Origin of the sequence: Pseudomonas sp. 008 (assembly GCF_016861935.1) — a bacterium.
Lineage (GTDB): Bacteria > Pseudomonadota > Gammaproteobacteria > Pseudomonadales > Pseudomonadaceae > Aquipseudomonas.
Genome location: NZ_BOMA01000016.1, coordinates 182,710 through 200,819 on the forward strand (window position 1 = coordinate 182,710; position 18,110 = coordinate 200,819).

An 18,110-nucleotide genomic window follows, 5' to 3' on the forward strand; every position below is an offset into this window, starting at 1 on the left:
GGCGTCTCAGGATTTGGCATCGACACCCGCGAGCATTGCCTCTCCCAATACGATTTTTCCGCTGTCCTTGAGTGCCTGAGCGGCACCACGGATGTCTCTCGCTTCCTTGTTCTGACCCAGCTTGAACTTACCAACCAGGCGGGTGATCTCGATCTCTATCCCTACGATCGCCTTAAGCATTGAGGCAATGTAGTCCTTCGGGGCGTCCGTCATTTTCCATGGCTCGGGCTGGGAGGACTCATGGGTTCGGGTCAGGAGCGCCACCAACCCACGGACATAGCGTTCATCATCGTGAATGGTGATCCTCCCATGGGCGTGCACCACCTTGTAGTTCCAGGTCGGAACCTGTTTATGGGTCTCGTGCTTGCTCGGATACCAGGTGGGCGAGATGTAAGCCTCGGCACCGCGAAAAACCACCAGCACTTCGTCCCCGTCTTTCACGTCTTGCCAGACTGGGTTGGCGCGCGCGACGTGCGCCTGGAGAACACCGAACTGCCCCTGCGCAGCCTTCAACTCGAAAGGAATGTGGTTGGCATCCAGTCCGCTTTCACCGTTGGTAAACAGAATGCCCAGCGGGTGCTGCACGATCAGTTCATGAAGGGCTTCGGCGCGAGGCTCATCAAAATGGGCAGGTACGTACATATCAACTCCTTCAATCGTTCAGGGGTGAGGTGGCCTTCATGTGAATTGTGTTGATGAACTGGCCCATGGTATAGAGCCAATATCCAACAGAATCACTAGGCCAGAATTGATGGCACGTAAAGCCAACGTTGTTGAAATTCCATCGCTGGGCACGCTGGATCGAACCGCCGGTCAATTGGGACGCCAGTTGGCTCAAGCGCTCAGGTCCGCGATCCGCAGGGGTGATCTCAAGCCAGGCGAGCTGTTGCCGTCGACGCGCATTCTCGGAAAATCGCTGATGATTGCCCGAGGCACCGTCATCGAAGCCTTTGAGCAGTTGATCGCCGAGGGCTTCCTGGAATCCCAAGGCAGAGCAGGCACGCGGGTGGCCCGCTCTTTGGCAGAAGCGTCGCCAACCACCCGGCAGGAACAAGGTCGGCCAACTGAAACCAGGTCGTGGACGCCCTCTTCCCGAATCGAACGGTTCGCTCAGGTGGCCCAGCAATTTAAAGCGGCTGCGCAGATTCCATTCTCGGTATCGGTGCCGATTGGCAAAGCGGCGCCTGACGATATCTGGCGTCGCCTTGGCAATCGCATCAGGGCGCGAGGGGCTGGAGCGCCCTCGGGATACGGCGATCCACAAGGCGCGCTTGAGTTACGGGAAGCGGTAGCGGATTACGTACGCAAGTCACGCTCTGTGCGCTGTGAGGCGAGCCAGGTGATCATTACTTCCGGCACGCAACAGGGCCTGTATCTCGCCTGTCAGGTGCTGCTCGACGTGGGGGATTTCGCGTGGGTGGAGGATCCGGCCTACCGGGGTATCACCGGAATTCTGGAAAGCGCAGGCCATACAAATCAAATGATCCGCGTCCCGGTTGATGCCGAGGGGCTGAATGTTGAAAACGGCATAGCGCAATGCCCCCAGGCACGGGCAGCCTTCGTGACCTCGTCACATCAATATCCACTCGGCATGCCAATGAGCATGGCCAGGCGCGATGCCTTGCTGGCATGGGCCAGGGCGTCCGATGCCTGGATCGTCGAGGACGATTACGATAGTGAACTGCGTTACGCCGGCCACCCTTTTCCATCCTTGCAGGGGCTGGACCCCGACCGGGTTATCTACCTGGGGACGTTCAGCAAAATACTGTTCCCCTCGTTACGACTCGGCTACGCAATCGTTCCGCCTTATCTGGTGCAAGCATTCTGCGGTGCGCGGGTCCTGATGGATCGGCATCCCGCCAACGCCGATCAGCACGTGCTCGCAGCATTCATCGCAGAAGGACATCTGGATCGGCACATCCGGCGAATTCGCGGCGTATACGCAGACATCCACAGGCAAATCATCGAGGCGGTTGCCAGGCTGATTCCTCGCGAACTTGCATGGCTGGAACCGAGCGATCAGGGTATGCATCTGGTGCTTTGGCTGGCGGAAGGTATCGACGATCAGTGGGTCGCCGCCAAAGCTTCCGAAGCTCAGGTATCGGTACGTGCCGTGTCGCCGATGTATGCCGGTGGCAATGGCCGTTCGGGATTGATTCTGGGCTTGGGTGGTTTCAGTGCCGAAGAGATTGATTCCGCCACCCGGCGCCTTGCGCAGGTCATCACGTTGGCCGCGCGGCCCTCAGCGGCGGCCAAAGACTCGATCACAACGTAGCCATCGGGCAGCACATGGGTGCCGGTCAAGCGTTTCGCCGCTACAATGCGCACCTTGACCGTGACAAGCCAGACTAAAAAAACATGTCCCTACCCAAGCATCACCTGGAATTGCTCAGCCCCGCCCGCGACGTGGCCATCGCCCGCGAGGCCATCCTGCATGGCGCCGACGCGGTGTACATCGGCGGCCCGAGCTTCGGCGCCCGCCACAACGCCTGTAACGAGGTGAGCGATATCGCCCAATTGGTGGAATTCGCCCGTCGCTATCACGCGCGGGTGTTCACCACCATCAACACAATCCTGCATGACAACGAGCTGGAGCCAGCGCGCAAGCTGATCCACCAGTTGTATGACGCCGGTGTCGATGCGCTGATTGTCCAGGATCTGGGCGTGATGGAACTGGACATCCCGCCGATCGAGCTGCACGCCAGCACCCAGACCGACATCCGCACCCTGGCGCGGGCGAAGTTCCTCGATCAGGCCGGTTTCTCGCAGCTGGTACTGGCCCGCGAGCTGAACCTCCAGGAGATCCGCGCGATTGCCGACGAGACCGACGCGGCCATCGAATTTTTCATCCATGGCGCGCTGTGCGTGGCGTTCTCCGGCCAGTGCAACATCTCCCATGCGCAGACCGGTCGCAGTGCCAACCGTGGCGACTGCTCCCAGGCATGCCGCCTGCCCTACACCCTCAAGGATGAAAAAGGCGGTGTGATCGCCTACGAAAAACACCTGCTGTCGATGAAGGACAATAACCAGAGCGCCAACATCCGCGCGCTGGTGGAAGCCGGTGTACGCTCGTTCAAGATCGAGGGACGCTACAAGGACATGGGCTATGTGAAGAACATCACCGCCTACTATCGCCAGCGCCTGGACGACGTCCTCGAAGACCGTCCGGACCTGGCTCGCGCTTCCAGCGGCCGCACCGCGCACTTCTTCCTGCCCGATCCGGACAAGACTTTCCATCGTGGCAGCACCGACTACTTCGTCAGCGAGCGCAAGATCGACATCGGCGCCTTCGACTCGCCGACCTTCACCGGCCTGCCGGTGGGCGTGGTGGAGAAAGTCGGCAAGCGCGACCTGCTGGTGGTCACCCACGAACCGCTGTCCAACGGCGACGGCCTCAATGTGCTGGTCAAGCGCGAGGTGGTGGGCTGGCGTACCAACATCGCCGAACCGAAAGGCGAGTTCGAAGAAGACGGTGAAAAGCGCTACCGCTACCGTGTCGAGCCCAACGAAATGCCGAAGGGGCTGCACCAGTTGCGGCCGAATCACCCGCTGAGCCGCAACCTCGACCACAACTGGCAGCAAGCCCTGCTCAAGACCTCCGCCGAGCGCCGGGTGGGTGTGGCCTGGGTCGCTCGCCTGCGTGAGGATCGCCTCGAACTGACCGCCACCAGCGAGGAAGGTGTCAGCGCCAATGTCGCCCTGGACGGTCCATTCGGCCTGGCCAACAAGCCGGAACAGGCCCTGGAGCAACTGCACGACTTGCTCGGCCAATTGGGCACCACGCAGTACCACGCCACGGATATCAAGCTGGATGCACCGCAGGCGTATTTCATCCCGAACTCGCAGCTCAAGGCTTTGCGCCGCGAAGTCATCGAAGCGTTGACCGCGGCCCGCATCGAAGCCCACCCACGGGGTGGTCGCAAGTCCGAGACCAATCCGCCACCGGTGTACCCGGAGTCCCACCTGTCGTTCCTGGCCAACGTCTACAACCAGAAAGCCCGCGACTTCTATCACCGTCACGGCGTCAAGCTGATCGACGCGGCCTATGAGGCTCACGAGGAGACCGGCGAGGTGCCGGTGATGATCACCAAGCACTGCCTGCGTTTCTCCTTCAACCTCTGCCCCAAGCAGGCCAAAGGCGTCACCGGCGTGCGCACCAAGGTCGCGCCGATGCAGCTGGTGCACGGTGACGAAGTGCTGACACTGAAGTTCGACTGCAAGCCTTGCGAGATGCACGTGATCGGCAAGATGAAGGGGCACATCCTTGGTCTGCCGCAACCGGGCAGCGTGCAGCAGGTTGTCGGGCACATCAGCCCTGAAGACCTGCTCAAGACCATCCCTCGCGCGCCCCACTGAGTGAACAGCGAGCGCGCCGCCACGGCGTCGCGCTCGCTGCGTTCGGAGGGATATTTAACCGACACAAAAAAACGCCAGGCCGAATCGGCACTGGCGTTTCTCGTAAACACGACCATCCAGGACTCGCGCAATACCGCCGACAGAGTCATAACTGAATAAGTGTAAGGAAAATGGCAGGGGCGGCTGGATTCGAACCAACGCATGGCAGGATCAAAACCTGCTGCCTTACCGCTTGGCGACGCCCCTGTAGCTGTTGCGATGAGTGCCTGGCACTCTCTTTCTGATTTCGCAGCTTGCGAGCAATATCGAGCTGCTGCGTCCCTACGCTGCAAGCCCCGTAAGGGCCTCTGCAAGAACGCGCGGAAATTTATCAACTTTCGCGGCATCTGGGAAGCCCAAAAACAAACTAATTTGTTTTAAAACAGACATTTACTATTGAACCAGGCTATTCGGGATATCCGGAGGGTGCCATGGCAGCCGTTACCGATACGCTGAAGCTGTTTCTCACCGGCGATGTCATGACCGCCCGAGGCATCGACGCAGTGCTGCCGCATCCTGGCGATCCACGGCTTTACGAAGACTACGTCAAGAAAGCCGGCGATTACGTCCGGTTGGCAGAACGACGCAATGGCCCGATTCCCCGCCCGGTCGATTTCAACTATATCTGGGGCGTTGCGCTGGATGAGTTCGAACGTCGCCAGCCACACGCACGCATCATCAACCTGGAAACAGCGGTGTCCCGACGCGGACGACCGGAGCCAAAGGGCATCAATTACCGCATGAGCCCGGAGAACTTCCCGGCCATCAGTGCCGCCGGCATCGACTGCTGCGTGCTGTCCAACAACCATGTGCTGGACTGGGGCGCGCCTGGCCTGGCCGATACGCTGGCCACCCTGGCGAACAACGGCATATGCAGTGTCGGCGCCGGGCACAACCGGCAATCCGCCGAAGCGCCCGCCGTGCTGGCGCAGCCTGACGGGCGGCGCTTGCTGGTGTTTGGCCTCGGCGCTCCCGACAGCGGCATTCCACCGCAGTGGGCCGCCACGGATAGCCGCGCGGGCGTCGCGCGGCTGGAAGATCTGTCGATGCAAAGCCTGCGCCCTGTGGCCGAACGAATTCTCAAGTACAAAAATCCGGGGGATCGGGTGGTGGCCTCCATTCATTGGGGCGGCAACTGGGGGTTTGAGATCCCTCGTGAACAGGTCCGGTTCGCCCATGCCTTGATCGACGAGGCCGGAGTTGATGTGGTGCACGGCCACTCCTCGCACCACATCAAGGGCATCGAAGTGTACCGCGAGCGCCTGATTCTCTATGGCTGCGGGGATCTGCTGAACGATTACGAAGGCATCGAGGGCCACGCAGATTATCGCGGCGACCTGGGGCTTTTGTACTTTGCCTCGCTGGCCCCGGACGGGCACCTGCAGACGCTGGAGCTGATACCCACTCGCCTGCAGCGCTTTCACCTCTGTCGCGCCGAAGGGGATGACCGTCAATGGCTGCAAGACACCCTTTCTCGCGAGTGCAAACGCTTGGGCAGCAGCCTCCAGACGGGCGCGCAAAATGCCTTCGAGTTGCATTGGTAGGCTTTTTCATTTCTGCGTCGCTTTTGCATTTCTGTGCGACAGATCGCACTTCAGGTACTCCCGTACTACTCCCTCTTGGTGTTAGTTTGGAAAAGTTTCTGACTAATCAATCAGATATTTCCTACCAACCACCTGCAAAGGAATGCCCCCAGCAATGGACTTTTCACTTAAGCAACTGGCCGCGACAACCCTGATGCTGGCCAGCCTTTCGTCGTTCACCACCTCAGCGCACGCCAACATCACCCCGCAACAGAGCGCGACCATCCTCAAGACCTTCAGCGATGCATCGGTAAAGGATTTCAGGCAGTTCCTGGAACGCCTGGCCAAGAGCGAGCTTGCCAAAACCGGTAACCTCGGCCCGTCAATCAGTGCTTTCCGGGGCAACAAGCCCCTTTCCGCTGAACAGCAGAACGAGATTCATCGCCTGCTTGGCCTCTATGCGCGGGTGAAGTACGGCAACGCTGCCACCGAGACCTTGCGCGAACTGGTGGCCATCCCGACCTTCCGCGTGGACGGTGTGGCCCAGCACGAGAACCCTGAATTCATCAAGATCGCCGACAAGCTCAAGGGCCTTGCCCAGGCCTTCGACCTGAACTTTCGCAATATCGACAACCGCGTCTATGAGATCTCCCTCGAAGGGGCTGGCGACGAAATCGTGGGCATTCACGCGCACGCCGATGTGGTGCCCGTGACGCCGGAGAACTGGGTTCTGAAAGACGGCACCCGCCTCGATCCGTTCAAGGTCACCCTGGTCGGCGACCGTATGTATGGCCGAGGCACCGAAGATGACAAGAACGGCATCGTGGTTGCGCTCTACGCCATGAAGATCATCAAGGAAGAGAAGCTGCCGCTGGCTCGCCATTTCAAGCTGCTGGTAGACACCACCGAGGAAACCACCGGCGACGCCATCCCCTACTACTTCGAACACAACCCGACACCCAACTACAACCTGGCGCTGGATGGCGGCTACCCGGTGGTGATTGCCGAGAAAGGCTACGGCACCGTCATGGCGAACTTTGCCCTGCGGAGCGCTCAGGGCAAGGGCGCCGAAATCACCTCAATGACGGGCGGCCTGGCAACCAACCAGATTCCGTCAACGTCAGTCGCTACCCTTGTGACTGACAAGCCCGCCGAACTGGCCGCTAGCCTGCAGAAGGCAGGTAGCGATTATGCCAAGCGCAATGGCGGCAACTTCGAGGTGACCGCCAAGGTCGTCGGCAAGGACGTCAAGCTCACGGTCACCGGCGTTTCCGCCCACTCCTCCGAGCCCGAGTCAGGCATCAACCCGGTGGCACGGATGCTGGGCTTCATCAACAGCCTCGACGGCAAGGTCGCGCTCAAGCACAACCACATTACCGACGCCGCCCGTTATGCCGTCGACAACTGGGGACTGGACTACCTGGGCGGCAAGTTGGGGGTCGGTTTTTCCGATGCCTTCATGGGGCCGCTGACCACCTCCCTGACCTATGTCGGGATGGATGAAAAAGCCTTCAAGCTTGCGGTCAACCTGCGCGTGCCGAAGGGCAAGTCCCCGGAAGCGCTCAAGGCTGAAATCGCCGAAAAGCTGGGTGCCTGGAGCAAGAAGACTCACATTGCAGTGGCTTTCGACTACAAGATCGCCGAGCCGATGTACCGCAACCCCGAAGGTGAATGGGTCAAAGCGCTGTTGGCCGTGGCCAGCGAGAACCTTGGCATGGAACACAAGTTCGGTACCTCAGCCGGCGCCACTTCGGTCCATGAGCTGCCCAACGGCGTGCAGTTCGGCTTGGCCAGGCCTGAGCTCAAGTACACCGGCCACAACGACAACGAGTTCAAGACCGTCGACCAGTTCCTGCTGGACCTGCAGATCGTGACCGAGATGATGGGTCGCATCGGGCAGTTGCCGACACTCTGATCCCCCTTCCGGACCCGCCATTGCGGCGGGTCCATCGTTTTGATCGTCTTGCCATGAACCGGCGGCTATCGCATAACTGACCTATTCTGAATCAACCGACAAGAAGTCAAACCCCACCTGATGTACCCGGACTCTTTACAGCAATGGAGGCTAGGCGATGAAGGAGCAATCGATTGAGTTCCGCCCTGGAGAGGGACACTTTGAAGAGGGGCACTCTGCGCTCCTCGCCATGACCCACGCCACCCAATCTTCCACGACCAATAGCCGCATCGAGCTTTACACCCAGGAGTCGATGGTCAACTGGTTAGGCCCGTTTCAGCTCATGCGCACGGGCATGCAATCGGCCGCCGCCACCACCATGGGTGCCTTCGCAGACCCACGCGATGTGTTGGCCATGCTCAACCCCCGGGACTCTAACCCGCCCATCCAGGTGGCTGCCGACGGTGACGTGTGGATCGACTACCTGGCGGATACCGGCGATGGCTGGGACTCCACCTATTCCATGGCGCTGTGCGTCAGCCAGGATGTCAAGTTGCCGGAGCTCACGCTGCCGCGCGGCGACGTGCTGCTGCTCGGCGGCGATCAGGTCTACCCCACACCGGCCCAATCCGGCTATCGCACCCGCTTCCTTGATCCCTTCCGCGCCGCCTTCCCCGCGCCGGTCCCCAAGGTTCGCCCGAATGAGCAGGACCAGCCCGTGCCGCAGCCGGGTGCACCGTGGATGGTGGCGACGCCCGGCAACCACGATTGGTATGACGGCCTGCGCGGTTTCTCTCAACTGTTTTGCGAGCAGAAGCCCATCGGCGGCTGGGAAACCCGTCAGCGCACCAGTTATTACGTACTGCAGCTGCCCAATGGCTGGTGGATCTGGGGCCTGGACCTGCAATTGGAGTCGATGATCGATCGACAGCAGAAGCAGTACTTCGAAGAGATGCGCGCCAAACTGCAGCCAGGCGACCGCGTGATCCTCTGTACACCCGAGCCGAGCTGGGTGGATGAGGCCGAACGACTCGCACGCGTGGGGCGCAAGACCCTGCCCTCGATCGAGACCCAGACCCTGCGCTTCAGCAGTCTGCGCGAGATCGAACAGCTCTTGGGTGACCACTTGGCGGTGGTCCTGGCCGGAGACTCGCACCACTACGCGCGCTACCAGCCAAAAGCCGGCAGCCAAGCACCGCAACGCATCACCTGTGGAGGCGGTGGCGCCTTCCTGCATGGCACTCATCAACTTCCCGATCCGCCCGAGCCGATCAGCGTCGGCGGAACGCCGCAGCACTACGAGCTGGCGGCAACCTACCCGGACAAAAAGACCTCCGAACAGCTGCGTAATCGGGCATGGCGGCTACCCACCCACAACCTCTCGTTCTGCGGCATGCTGGCCATCATGTACTTGCTGTTCGACTGGATGGTAGAAAGCGCCAGCAAGGTGCCCCATCCGGCGCGCGATAATCGCAGCCTCGTCGAGGTATTGTCTGGCCTCGAAGTATCTATTCCCAACCTGCGCGAGGTATGGCGACAACTGGTCCTGGTCCTGGCACACAGTCCTTCGTCGGTGATGCTCGCCGTGATCATTGTGTTGGGCTGCGCAGTGCTCTCAGCCGCCGGGGTCAAGCGCACCCGAAAGCTTGCCTATGGCGTCGGGGCCGTTCACGGGTTGCTTCATCTGGGACTGGCGATCGGGCTGCTGTGGCTCATGGGCCGTATCAACATCCACTACTTGCAGTTCGAGGTAGAAAACCTGCTCCAGGTCTTGTTGTTCCTGGTGGGGACACTGGTGCTCGGTGGTAGTTTGGGAGGCCTGCTATTCGGTGCCTGGATGGTGATGGCCAACACTTTATGGGGGCTGCATAGCGAGGTGGTTTTTTCCTCGCAACGCATCGCCGACCATAAATGCTTCCTGCGCATGCACTTCAACGGCGACCAACTCACCATTTACCCGCTCAAGCTGGAGAAGGTCTGCCGGCGCTGGTCCGTGGCGTCGGGAGTCGCCAAACTGGCAAAGGTGCAGCGCACCTGGAGGTTGCGGGCAACGCCTGAAAGCACTGGCCCGCGCTTCGTGCCGGCCTCGGGCGAGCTCGAACTGCGGCTGATCGAGCAGCCTATCGTGATTCGGCGGGGAGGAAGCAGCTCATGAGTTCGCCTGCCTCTATGAACAAGGATTAGATTTGAATGACGCTGGCGGCATACCCGTGTCATTGCGTGATCCCGGCCGACCGAGCTGACTCAAACTCAGCTCGACGCGCTCGCGGTTAACGTCTGGGCGGCCTTAGAACGCCGCCGTCTTGTGCTCATTCACAAACGTAATATGCGACGCTACTCCTTCGCGCCCTACTCCTCTTTCCCCTCCCAAGTAGTCTGAAACTCCCAGCCCGCATGGGAGTTTCGGCCGATGCGCAATTCCCGGCGCTTCTCCATAGTTGCGGCCAAAGGTCAACGGTCAGGCCTCGATGACCGCAATTGCTCTGGAGAAAGTCATGGCTACCGGCGAGCAAAATTCATCGCTAACGGGCGATCCGACCCCCCTATACATTCCGACCCTCGACTCAGTGGTCAACGCTCTCAGCGTTGTGACCTCTGGCGCGAGCGTTACGCTGGACGAAACGGCCGGGTTGCAAAACAGCACCGCCACGCCAAGCCCCGCGGGAGACGCTGACGACAACGACATTCTGCTGGCGTCCCTGCCCTCGACTTTCTCTACCCGTTTGACCGCACTGGGGGCAGGTACCGCCACGGGTGCGGCCTTGAGTGGCTATACCGGTGCCGCAGGCAATACCGGCAGCAATGCGTTCAGCGTCACCGCCGACCCTGGAGCAACCATTACCAACGTCAGCTTCGTCGACAGCTTGGGCGCACCGCTTAATGGCGTGGACAGCGGGTTGGATACCATTGATGGCACCAGCATCCTTCTCTATACCGATACGAACGACAACATCCTGGTGGGCCGAGCCGGGAGCGCAACCGGCGCAATCGTGTTCGCCGCCTATATCGAAGAAACCGGGTCGCCGCTGTCGGGCGGCAAAATCTGGACCGTGGAGTACCAACCGCTCAAGCATCCAGATGCGACGAACCCCGACGATGCGGTCAATCTGCTGAACAAGGTGTTCATCGGCGCCGGTCAGGACGCGGAATTCAGTCTGGACAAAGCGCCGTCGGGCCAGCAGTTGTTCCTGATGTTCACGACCGCGGGCGCGACGGCCGATGCGAACGGCCGGATTCCTGGTGTCTCGATCGTCGTCACCGGCAGGGATCCGCTGGATCAGTCGGCAAGCAGTGATGCCATCACCAGCGCCGACACGGTCAACAGCAGCCAGGGCGGCGGCAGCACAACCCTGGGCACCAACAACCAGGCGATCACCGAACAGGAAGGCCTGCGCTTCAGCTTCGTCAGCGGTGCCAAGGCGGACTTTACAATCCCCAACCTGACCCCGGGCGAAGCGGGTGTCGAAGCGAACATCGACTTCACCCAGTACTTCGGTGCCCGCTCCGCGACCTTCAAGGTCGTGCAGGAGACGGGCGGCACGACTGCGAAGCTGTTGCTCACCGCCGTCAAGAACGCCGACAACGTCAGCGGGTCGCAGAGCGGTGTCAACTTCGTCAACAGCTACGCCAACGACAGCACCGAAAAGGTCGCGATCACCAACGGCAGTGTCACCGTGAAGACGTTCGCGGGTGCCCCCGTCAGCGGCGTCGTCATCACCTACAACGCCGACGGCACGGTGCTGATCACCGGCGTTCCGACCGACTCGCAGATCACCTACAGCACGGCGACCGACCACAACCGCGTGATGATCGAGAACGCCGGGTTGCTGACCGACAAGAACGGCGACAAGACGCACGCTGACTTCGACATCGGCGGCTTCAAGGTACTGCAGTCCAGCACGTCAACCGCCGAAATCGGCTCCAAGATGATTTTCGAGGACGACGGGCCAAGCATCAGCACCACCGGCACGGAACCGACGCTGACGGTGGACGAAACGGTACTGGCGACCAACGATACCAAGAGCTTTGCAGCTAACTTCACTTCGGCGTTTGGCGCTGATGGCGCCGGCACCCTGACCTATACGCTGGGCGTGGTCGCGGGAGGCTCAGGGTTAACGGACACCGCCACCGGTGAGGCAGTCAACCTGTCACTCAACGGCGGCGTGGTCGAAGGCCGCACGGCCACCACCAACCTGCTGGTGTTCACAGTCAGTGTGGCCGCCAATGGCGACGTCACCCTCGACCAGATCCGCGCCGTGGTGCATCCCGATGCGACCAATCCGGATGATTCGAAGACCCTGACCTCGGACAGCCTGGTGACGCTGACGGCGACCAAGACCGATGGGGACGGCGACAGCGCCCAGGCAACGCTCAACATCGGCCAGAACCTGGTGTTCAAGGATGACGCCCCCAGCATCAGCACCACCGGCACCGAGCCAACGCTGACGGTGGACGAAACGGTGCTGGCCACCAACGATACCAAGAGCTTTGCCGCCAACTTCAGCTCGGCGTTTGGCGCTGACGGAGCCGGCACGCTGACCTATGCGCTGGGCGTAGTGGTCGGTGCTTCCGGGCTGACCGATACGGCCACCGGTGAGGCAGTCAACCTGTCGCTCAACGGCGGCGTGGTCGAAGGCCGAACGGCCACCACCAACTTGCTGGTGTTCACCGCTAGCGTGGCCACCAATGGTGAAGTCACCCTCGACCAGATCCGCGCCATAGTGCATCCCAACACCAGCAATCCCGACGATTCGAAGACCCTGACCGCGGACAATCTGGTGACCCTGACCGCGACCATCACCGACAAGGACGGCGACAGCACCCAGGCGACGCTCAACATCGGCCAGAACCTGGTGTTCAAGGATGACGGCCCCAGCATCAGCACCACCGGCACCGAACCGACGCTGACGGTGGACGAAACAGTGCTGGCGACCAACGACACCCAGAGCTTTGCGTCTAACTTCACCTCGGCGTTTGGCGCCGATGGTGCCGGCACGCTGACCTATGCACTGGGCGTGGTGGTGGGGGCCTCCGGGCTGACCGACACGGCCAGCGGCCAGGCGGTCAACCTGTCGCTCAACGGCGGCGTGGTCGAAGGCCGCACGGCCACCAGCAACCTGCTGGTGTTCACGGCCAGCGTCGCCGCCAATGGTGACGTCACCCTCGACCAGCTCCGCGCGGTGGTGCATCCCAACGCCAGCAACCCCGATGATTCGAAGACGTTGTCGGCGGACAACCTGGTGACCCTGATAGCGACCAAGACCGATGGAGACGGTGACAGCGCCCAGGCGACCCTCAATATCGGGCAGAACCTGGTGTTCAAGGACGACGGCCCAACACTCGCCTTCGGCAACCTGATCGGGACCGGCAGCATTCTTCCGCAACAAGGGTACTGGGATCATTCAAACGGAGCCGACGGACTGGGGGCAACCGGGCTGGATATTTCGTTGGTGAATAACCAGTTCACCCTCGTCCGGCCAGACAACACGACCGCGACCGGGACCGGCACGCTCACCGAGCAGTCGCCTTCACCGGACGTCAATGGCGCCTACCATTTCGCTGGCACGTTGACCGGCGATTTCGACAACAACGCCGCCACCGCGAATACCTCCGTCGACTACACGCTGACCGCCTATAGCAATGGCACCTATACACTGGACCTGGTGCAAGGCTTCAGTTCGCAGATCGTGCTGAGCAGTGCCGACGGCTCACTCAGTGCCGGCGGCCCGGATCCGGTGCGCACCTTGCTGATCCCACCGCAGAATCCGCCGACCATTCCTTCGCCATCCGAGGAGATTGTGTTCTTTTCCGCAAAAGCAACGGCGTCGACCGGGGACATCCTGACCGGCATCGGGGTTGGGAAACCCGACCCCACCGAAGCCCAGCTACAGACCACTCCCCTGCCGTCGTACATCGACTCGGCGGCCATGAACGTCAGCACGTCCGGCATCGGCGTCGGCAATAACATTCTCCAGGGAGATAACCTGGCGGCCATCAGTTCTGCCGATGAAAGTTTCGTGATTAATCCGGAGACCCTGCTGGCGGGCATGAAGATCTTCATCGACAACTCCGTGGGAGGTTACAACACGGCAACCGAAGACCTGTACTACAGGGCCTACTATGAGGATGGCACGTTCTCGGCCCTCACCGAGGTGAACACCGTGACACAGGAGGCCGGCGGACAAGTGTCCTTCCTCGTTCAGCAGCAAGGCACGAAGTTGATCGACGCGGTTCAGCTCACGATGGGCCGAGGCGATGTCAAGATCCCGGTGATCGAGTTCATTAAGCCAACCGAAAGTCTGGCCAGCGATATCAAGCTGGCGTTCAACGCGACGTTGACGGACAAGGATGGCGACTCGGCGTCGAGCGCGTTCGACGCCAACCTGTTCGCCAACGACCTGGGCACCACCTTCGACTTCACGCTGGTGGGCACGGCCGGTGAGCGGGATGCCTTCAACGTCGATTTGTCATTCGCACAGAACAAGTACCAGATCACCGGCTTCGATGCGAGCGCAGGGCTGCGCGACACGCTGGTGCTCAACGGCGACCAGAGCGCCGTTGTGCAGTCGATCGACAACAGCGGCGCAAACAGCATTGTGACGATTGCAGAAACGGGTGGACAAATCACGACCATCACCTTGGTCGGGGTTGATGTTCTGAATACCGACATTGTCCATGGCAGCGCCTGAGGCAGCGCGTGTGTGAAGGATGCGAGGGTGGTGAAAACCACCCTCGCTTTTTTTGCAGTTCCGGGAGGTGAACAGACGCTTCGGCAAACGAGATTTCATCTATCTGCGCCCTCCGCACCCTGCTACTTGAGCCTGACTCACGCGCTGGCGGTTAAAGCCCGAGGGAGCATCATCGGCCTGTGCTCATTCACAAACGGAATATGGGCAGCACGCCTTCGCGTCCTCATCCCGTTTCCCCTCCCAAGTAGGCCGAAACTCCCACCCCGCTTGGGAGTATCGGCCGATGTGCAATTCCCGGCGATTAGTCATAGTTGCAGAGGTCAATGGTCCGACCTCGATGACCGCAATGGCTCAGGAGAAAATCATGACTATTCGCGAGCAAAACTCATCGCTAACGAGCGATCCGACTTCCCTCAACTTAACGTCACTTACGGCCAACGCTCTGAGCGTTACGCCCGGCGCAAACGTTACGCTGGATGAAACGGCCGGGTTGCAGAACCTCACCGCCACGCCAAGCCCCGCGGGAGACGCTGACGACAACGACATTCTAGTGGCATCCCTGCCCTCCGCCTTCTCTACCCGTTTGACCGCACTGGGAGCAGGTACCGCCACGGGGACGGCCTTGAGCGGCTATACCGGTGCCGCGGGCAACACCGGCAGCAATGCATTCACCCTCACCGACCCGTCCGGCGTTACCGATATCCGCTTCGTCGACAGTGCTGGCGCACCGCTCAATGGCCTGGATAGCGGACTGGATACTCTCGATGGCACCAGCATCCTTCTCTATACGGATACGAGCAACAACAATATCGTTGTGGGCCGAGCCGGTGGCCCAGCCGGCGCGATCGTGTTCGCTGGCTATATCGAAGAAACCGGATCACCGGTCTCGGGCGGCAAGATCTGGACCGTGGAGTACCAACCGCTCAAGCATCCAGATGCAACGAACCCCGATGATTCGCTCAATCTGCAGGATAAGGTGTTCATCGGAGTTACTCAGGACCTGGGATTCAGCCTGGCCGGTGCGCCCTCGGGTCAGAACCTCTTCCTGATGTTCACGAAAGCGAACCCGACAACTGAAACCGTCAATGGTGTTGTGCGGATCACCGATCCCACCATCATCGCCACCGGTAAGGACCCTGCAGACCAGTCAAGTGGCGCCAACATAAACACCGGCGACACGATCAATACCAGCCAGGGCGGTGGGCCGACCACCATAGGCACCAACAACCAGATGATTGTGGAACAGGAAGGCATCCGCTTTTCGTTCGTCACCGGTGCCCGGCAGGATGTGACCGTTCCCAATCTTAGTCAGACCGAAGCTGATGTTGAGTCCAACATCGACTTTACCGGCGTCTACAATTCGACATCGGCCAATTTCGACGTCGTGCAGTTGCAAAGCGGCAAGAGTGCTGTGGTAAAAATCAGCGCATTCAATACCGCTGCTGAACCTGGCGCGAATTTCATCAACGGCTATGCGAATGACACGCCGGTTGCCATCACCAATGTTCAAGTCATCAACAATAGCACCGGGCTGGTAATCGAAAACTCCGACGGCTCGGTGAATGATCCGACCATCACCATCAGCTTTACGGGTGGGGTTGCAACACTCACCGGCATTAAAGCCGGCTACCAGATTGAATACACCACAACCTCAGATCACAACCGCGTGCTCATCGAGAACGGGGCGGCCCTAGACGCCAGGGGCGATAACCACGCCGATTTTGATATCGGCGGCTTCTCGCTGCGCCAAGCCTCCACCTCGACCGCCGAAATCGGCTCCAAGATGATCTTCGAAGACGACGGGCCGAGCGTCAGTGCGACCGGCACGGAGCCAACGCTGACAGTCGACGAAACGGTGCTGACCACCGACGCCACCCAGAACTTTGCCGCCAACTTCAGCTCGGCGTTTGGCGCCGATGGTGCGGGTACGTTGACCTATGCGTTGGGCGTGGTCGCGGGCGGCTCCGGACTGACGGATACGGCCACTGGTGAGGCCGTCAACCTGTCGCTCAATGGCACCGTGGTCGAAGGCCGAACGGCCACCACCAACCTGTTGGTGTTCACCGTCAGCGTGGCGGCTAATGGCGACGTCACCCTCGACCAGCAACGGGCGGTGGTACATCCCGACGCCACCAACCCCGATGATTCAACGAGTCTGACTTCGGACACTCTGGTGACCCTGACCGCAACCATCACCGACAAGGACGGCGACAGCGCTCATGCGACCCTGAACATCGGGCAGAACCTGGTGTTCAAGGATGACGGACCGAGCATCAGCACCACCGGCACGGAGCCAGTCCTGACGGTCGATGAAACGGTACTGACGACCGACGCCACCCAGAACTTCGCGGCTAACTTCACCTCGGCGTTTGGCGCCGATGGCGCGGGCACGCTGACCTATGCGCTGGGCGTGGTCGCGGGTGCCTCCGGGCTAACCGACACGGCCACCGGTGAGGCAGTCAACCTGTCGCTCAACGGTGCCGTGGTCGAAGGCCGCACCGCCACCACCAACCTGCTGGTGTTCACCGTCAGTGTCGCCGCCAACGGTGACGTCACTCTCGACCAGCAACGGGCGGTGGTGCATCCCGACGCCACCAACCCCGATGATTCAACGAGTCTGACTTCGGACACTCTGGTGACCCTGACCGCCACCATCACCGACAAGGACGGCGACAGCGCTCATGCGACGCTGAACATCGGGCAGAACCTGGTGTTCAAGGATGACGGACCCAGCATCAGCACCACCGGCACGGAGCCAGTCCTGACGGTCGATGAAACGGTACTGACGACCGACGCCACCCAGAACTTCGCGGCTAACTTCACCTCGGCGTTTGGCGCCGATGGCGCGGGCACGCTGACCTATACGCTGGACGTGGTCGCGGGCGGCTCCGGGCTGACCGACACCGCTACCGGCCAAGCGGTGAATTTGTCGCTTAACGGTACAGTCGTGGAAGGCCGCACGGCGATTAGCAACGATCTGGTGTTCACCGTCAGCGTCGCCGCAAATGGTGACGTCACTCTCGACCAGCAACGGGCGGTGGTGCATCCCGACCCAACCAATCCGGATGATTCGACGATCCTGACCTCGGACGATCTGGTGACCCTGACCGCCACCATCACTGACAAGGATGGCGACAGCGCTCATGCCACGCTGAACATCGGCCAGAACCTGGTGTTCAAGGACGACGGACCGAGCATCAGCACCACCGGCACGGAGCCAGTCCTGACAGTCGACGAAACCGTGCTGGCCACCAACGACACCCAGAGCTTTACCGCCAACTTCAGCTCGGCGTTTGGCGCTGACGGTGCGGGCACGCTGACCTATGCACTGGGCGTGGTCGCGGGCGGCTCCGGGCTGACCGATACCGCTACCGGCCAAGCGGTGAATTTGTCGCTTAACGGTACAGTCGTGGAAGGCCGCACGGCGATTAGCAACGATCTGGTATTCACCGTCAGCGTCGCCGCAAATGGTGACGTCACCCTCGACCAGATCCGGGCGGTGGTGCATCCCGATCCAACCAATCCGGATGATTCGACCAGTCTGACCTCGGACAACCTGGTGACCCTGACCGCCACCATCACCGACAAGGATGGCGACAGCGCTCATGC

The 18,110-nt window shown here is 60.9% G+C and carries 8 protein-coding genes and 1 tRNA gene; 7 read left to right on the forward strand and 2 right to left on the reverse strand.

Translation table 11 applies throughout. The annotated features are described in order from the left end of the window. Positions 1-6 precede the first annotated feature (6 nt). Positions 7-642: an FMN-binding negative transcriptional regulator gene (locus JUI81_RS27400; protein WP_204125426.1), complete on the reverse strand. Its 636-nt coding sequence runs from the start codon at positions 640-642 to the stop codon at positions 7-9. Between the two features lie 187 nt (positions 643-829). Here JUI81_RS27400 and JUI81_RS27405 point away from each other — a divergent pair, with 187 nt between their 5' ends. Together JUI81_RS27405 and JUI81_RS27410 are read left to right on the forward strand one after the other, a co-directional pair. Then, complete coding sequence (locus JUI81_RS27405; RefSeq protein ID WP_239077735.1) at positions 830-2,275, forward strand: PLP-dependent aminotransferase family protein; 1,446 nt, start codon at positions 830-832, stop codon at positions 2,273-2,275. An 83-nt stretch (positions 2,276-2,358) separates the two neighbouring features. Continuing rightward, complete coding sequence (locus JUI81_RS27410; protein ID WP_204125428.1) at positions 2,359-4,356, forward strand: U32 family peptidase; 1,998 nt, start codon at positions 2,359-2,361, stop codon at positions 4,354-4,356. A gap of 171 nt (positions 4,357-4,527) precedes the next feature. Here the strand turns inward: JUI81_RS27410 and JUI81_RS27415 are convergent. Further along, positions 4,528-4,602 (reverse strand) — tRNA-Gln (locus JUI81_RS27415). Positions 4,603-4,826: 224 nt separating this feature from the next. On the opposite strand from JUI81_RS27415, the gene JUI81_RS27420 reads away from it, so the two are divergent. From JUI81_RS27420 to JUI81_RS27440, 5 genes are all read left to right on the forward strand, one after another. Next, a complete protein-coding gene (locus JUI81_RS27420) occupies positions 4,827-5,939 on the forward strand; it encodes a CapA family protein (RefSeq protein ID WP_204125429.1) in 1,113 nt (370 codons plus the stop codon). Between the two features lie 154 nt (positions 5,940-6,093). Then, positions 6,094-7,833: a dipeptidase gene (locus JUI81_RS27425; RefSeq protein WP_204125430.1), complete on the forward strand. Its 1,740-nt coding sequence runs from the start codon at positions 6,094-6,096 to the stop codon at positions 7,831-7,833. 157 nt (positions 7,834-7,990) lie between these two features. After that, positions 7,991-9,967, forward strand: coding sequence for a metallophosphoesterase (locus JUI81_RS27430; protein WP_204125431.1), 1,977 nt, complete (start codon positions 7,991-7,993; stop codon positions 9,965-9,967). 340 nt (positions 9,968-10,307) lie between these two features. Continuing rightward, complete coding sequence (locus JUI81_RS27435) at positions 10,308-14,501, forward strand: DUF5801 repeats-in-toxin domain-containing protein (protein ID WP_204125433.1); 4,194 nt, start codon at positions 10,308-10,310, stop codon at positions 14,499-14,501. A gap of 364 nt (positions 14,502-14,865) precedes the next feature. Then, a partial coding sequence (locus tag JUI81_RS27440; protein ID WP_239077736.1) for a DUF5801 repeats-in-toxin domain-containing protein occupies positions 14,866-18,110 on the forward strand: 3,245 nt, incomplete at its 3' end.

What these genes read in the sequence shown, in the direction of transcription:
- JUI81_RS27400 (WP_204125426.1), bottom strand. Translation starts at nt 642, where the DNA reads ATGTACGTACCTGCCCATTTTGATGAGCCTCGCGCCGAAGCCCTTCAT.
- JUI81_RS27410 (WP_204125428.1), top strand. Translation starts at nt 2,359, where the DNA reads ATGTCCCTACCCAAGCATCACCTGGAATTGCTCAGCCCCGCCCGCGAC.
- JUI81_RS27420 (WP_204125429.1), top strand. Translation starts at nt 4,827, where the DNA reads ATGGCAGCCGTTACCGATACGCTGAAGCTGTTTCTCACCGGCGATGTC.
- JUI81_RS27425 (WP_204125430.1), top strand. Translation starts at nt 6,094, where the DNA reads ATGGACTTTTCACTTAAGCAACTGGCCGCGACAACCCTGATGCTGGCC.
- JUI81_RS27430 (WP_204125431.1), top strand. Translation starts at nt 7,991, where the DNA reads ATGAAGGAGCAATCGATTGAGTTCCGCCCTGGAGAGGGACACTTTGAA.
- JUI81_RS27435 (WP_204125433.1), top strand. Translation starts at nt 10,308, where the DNA reads ATGGCTACCGGCGAGCAAAATTCATCGCTAACGGGCGATCCGACCCCC.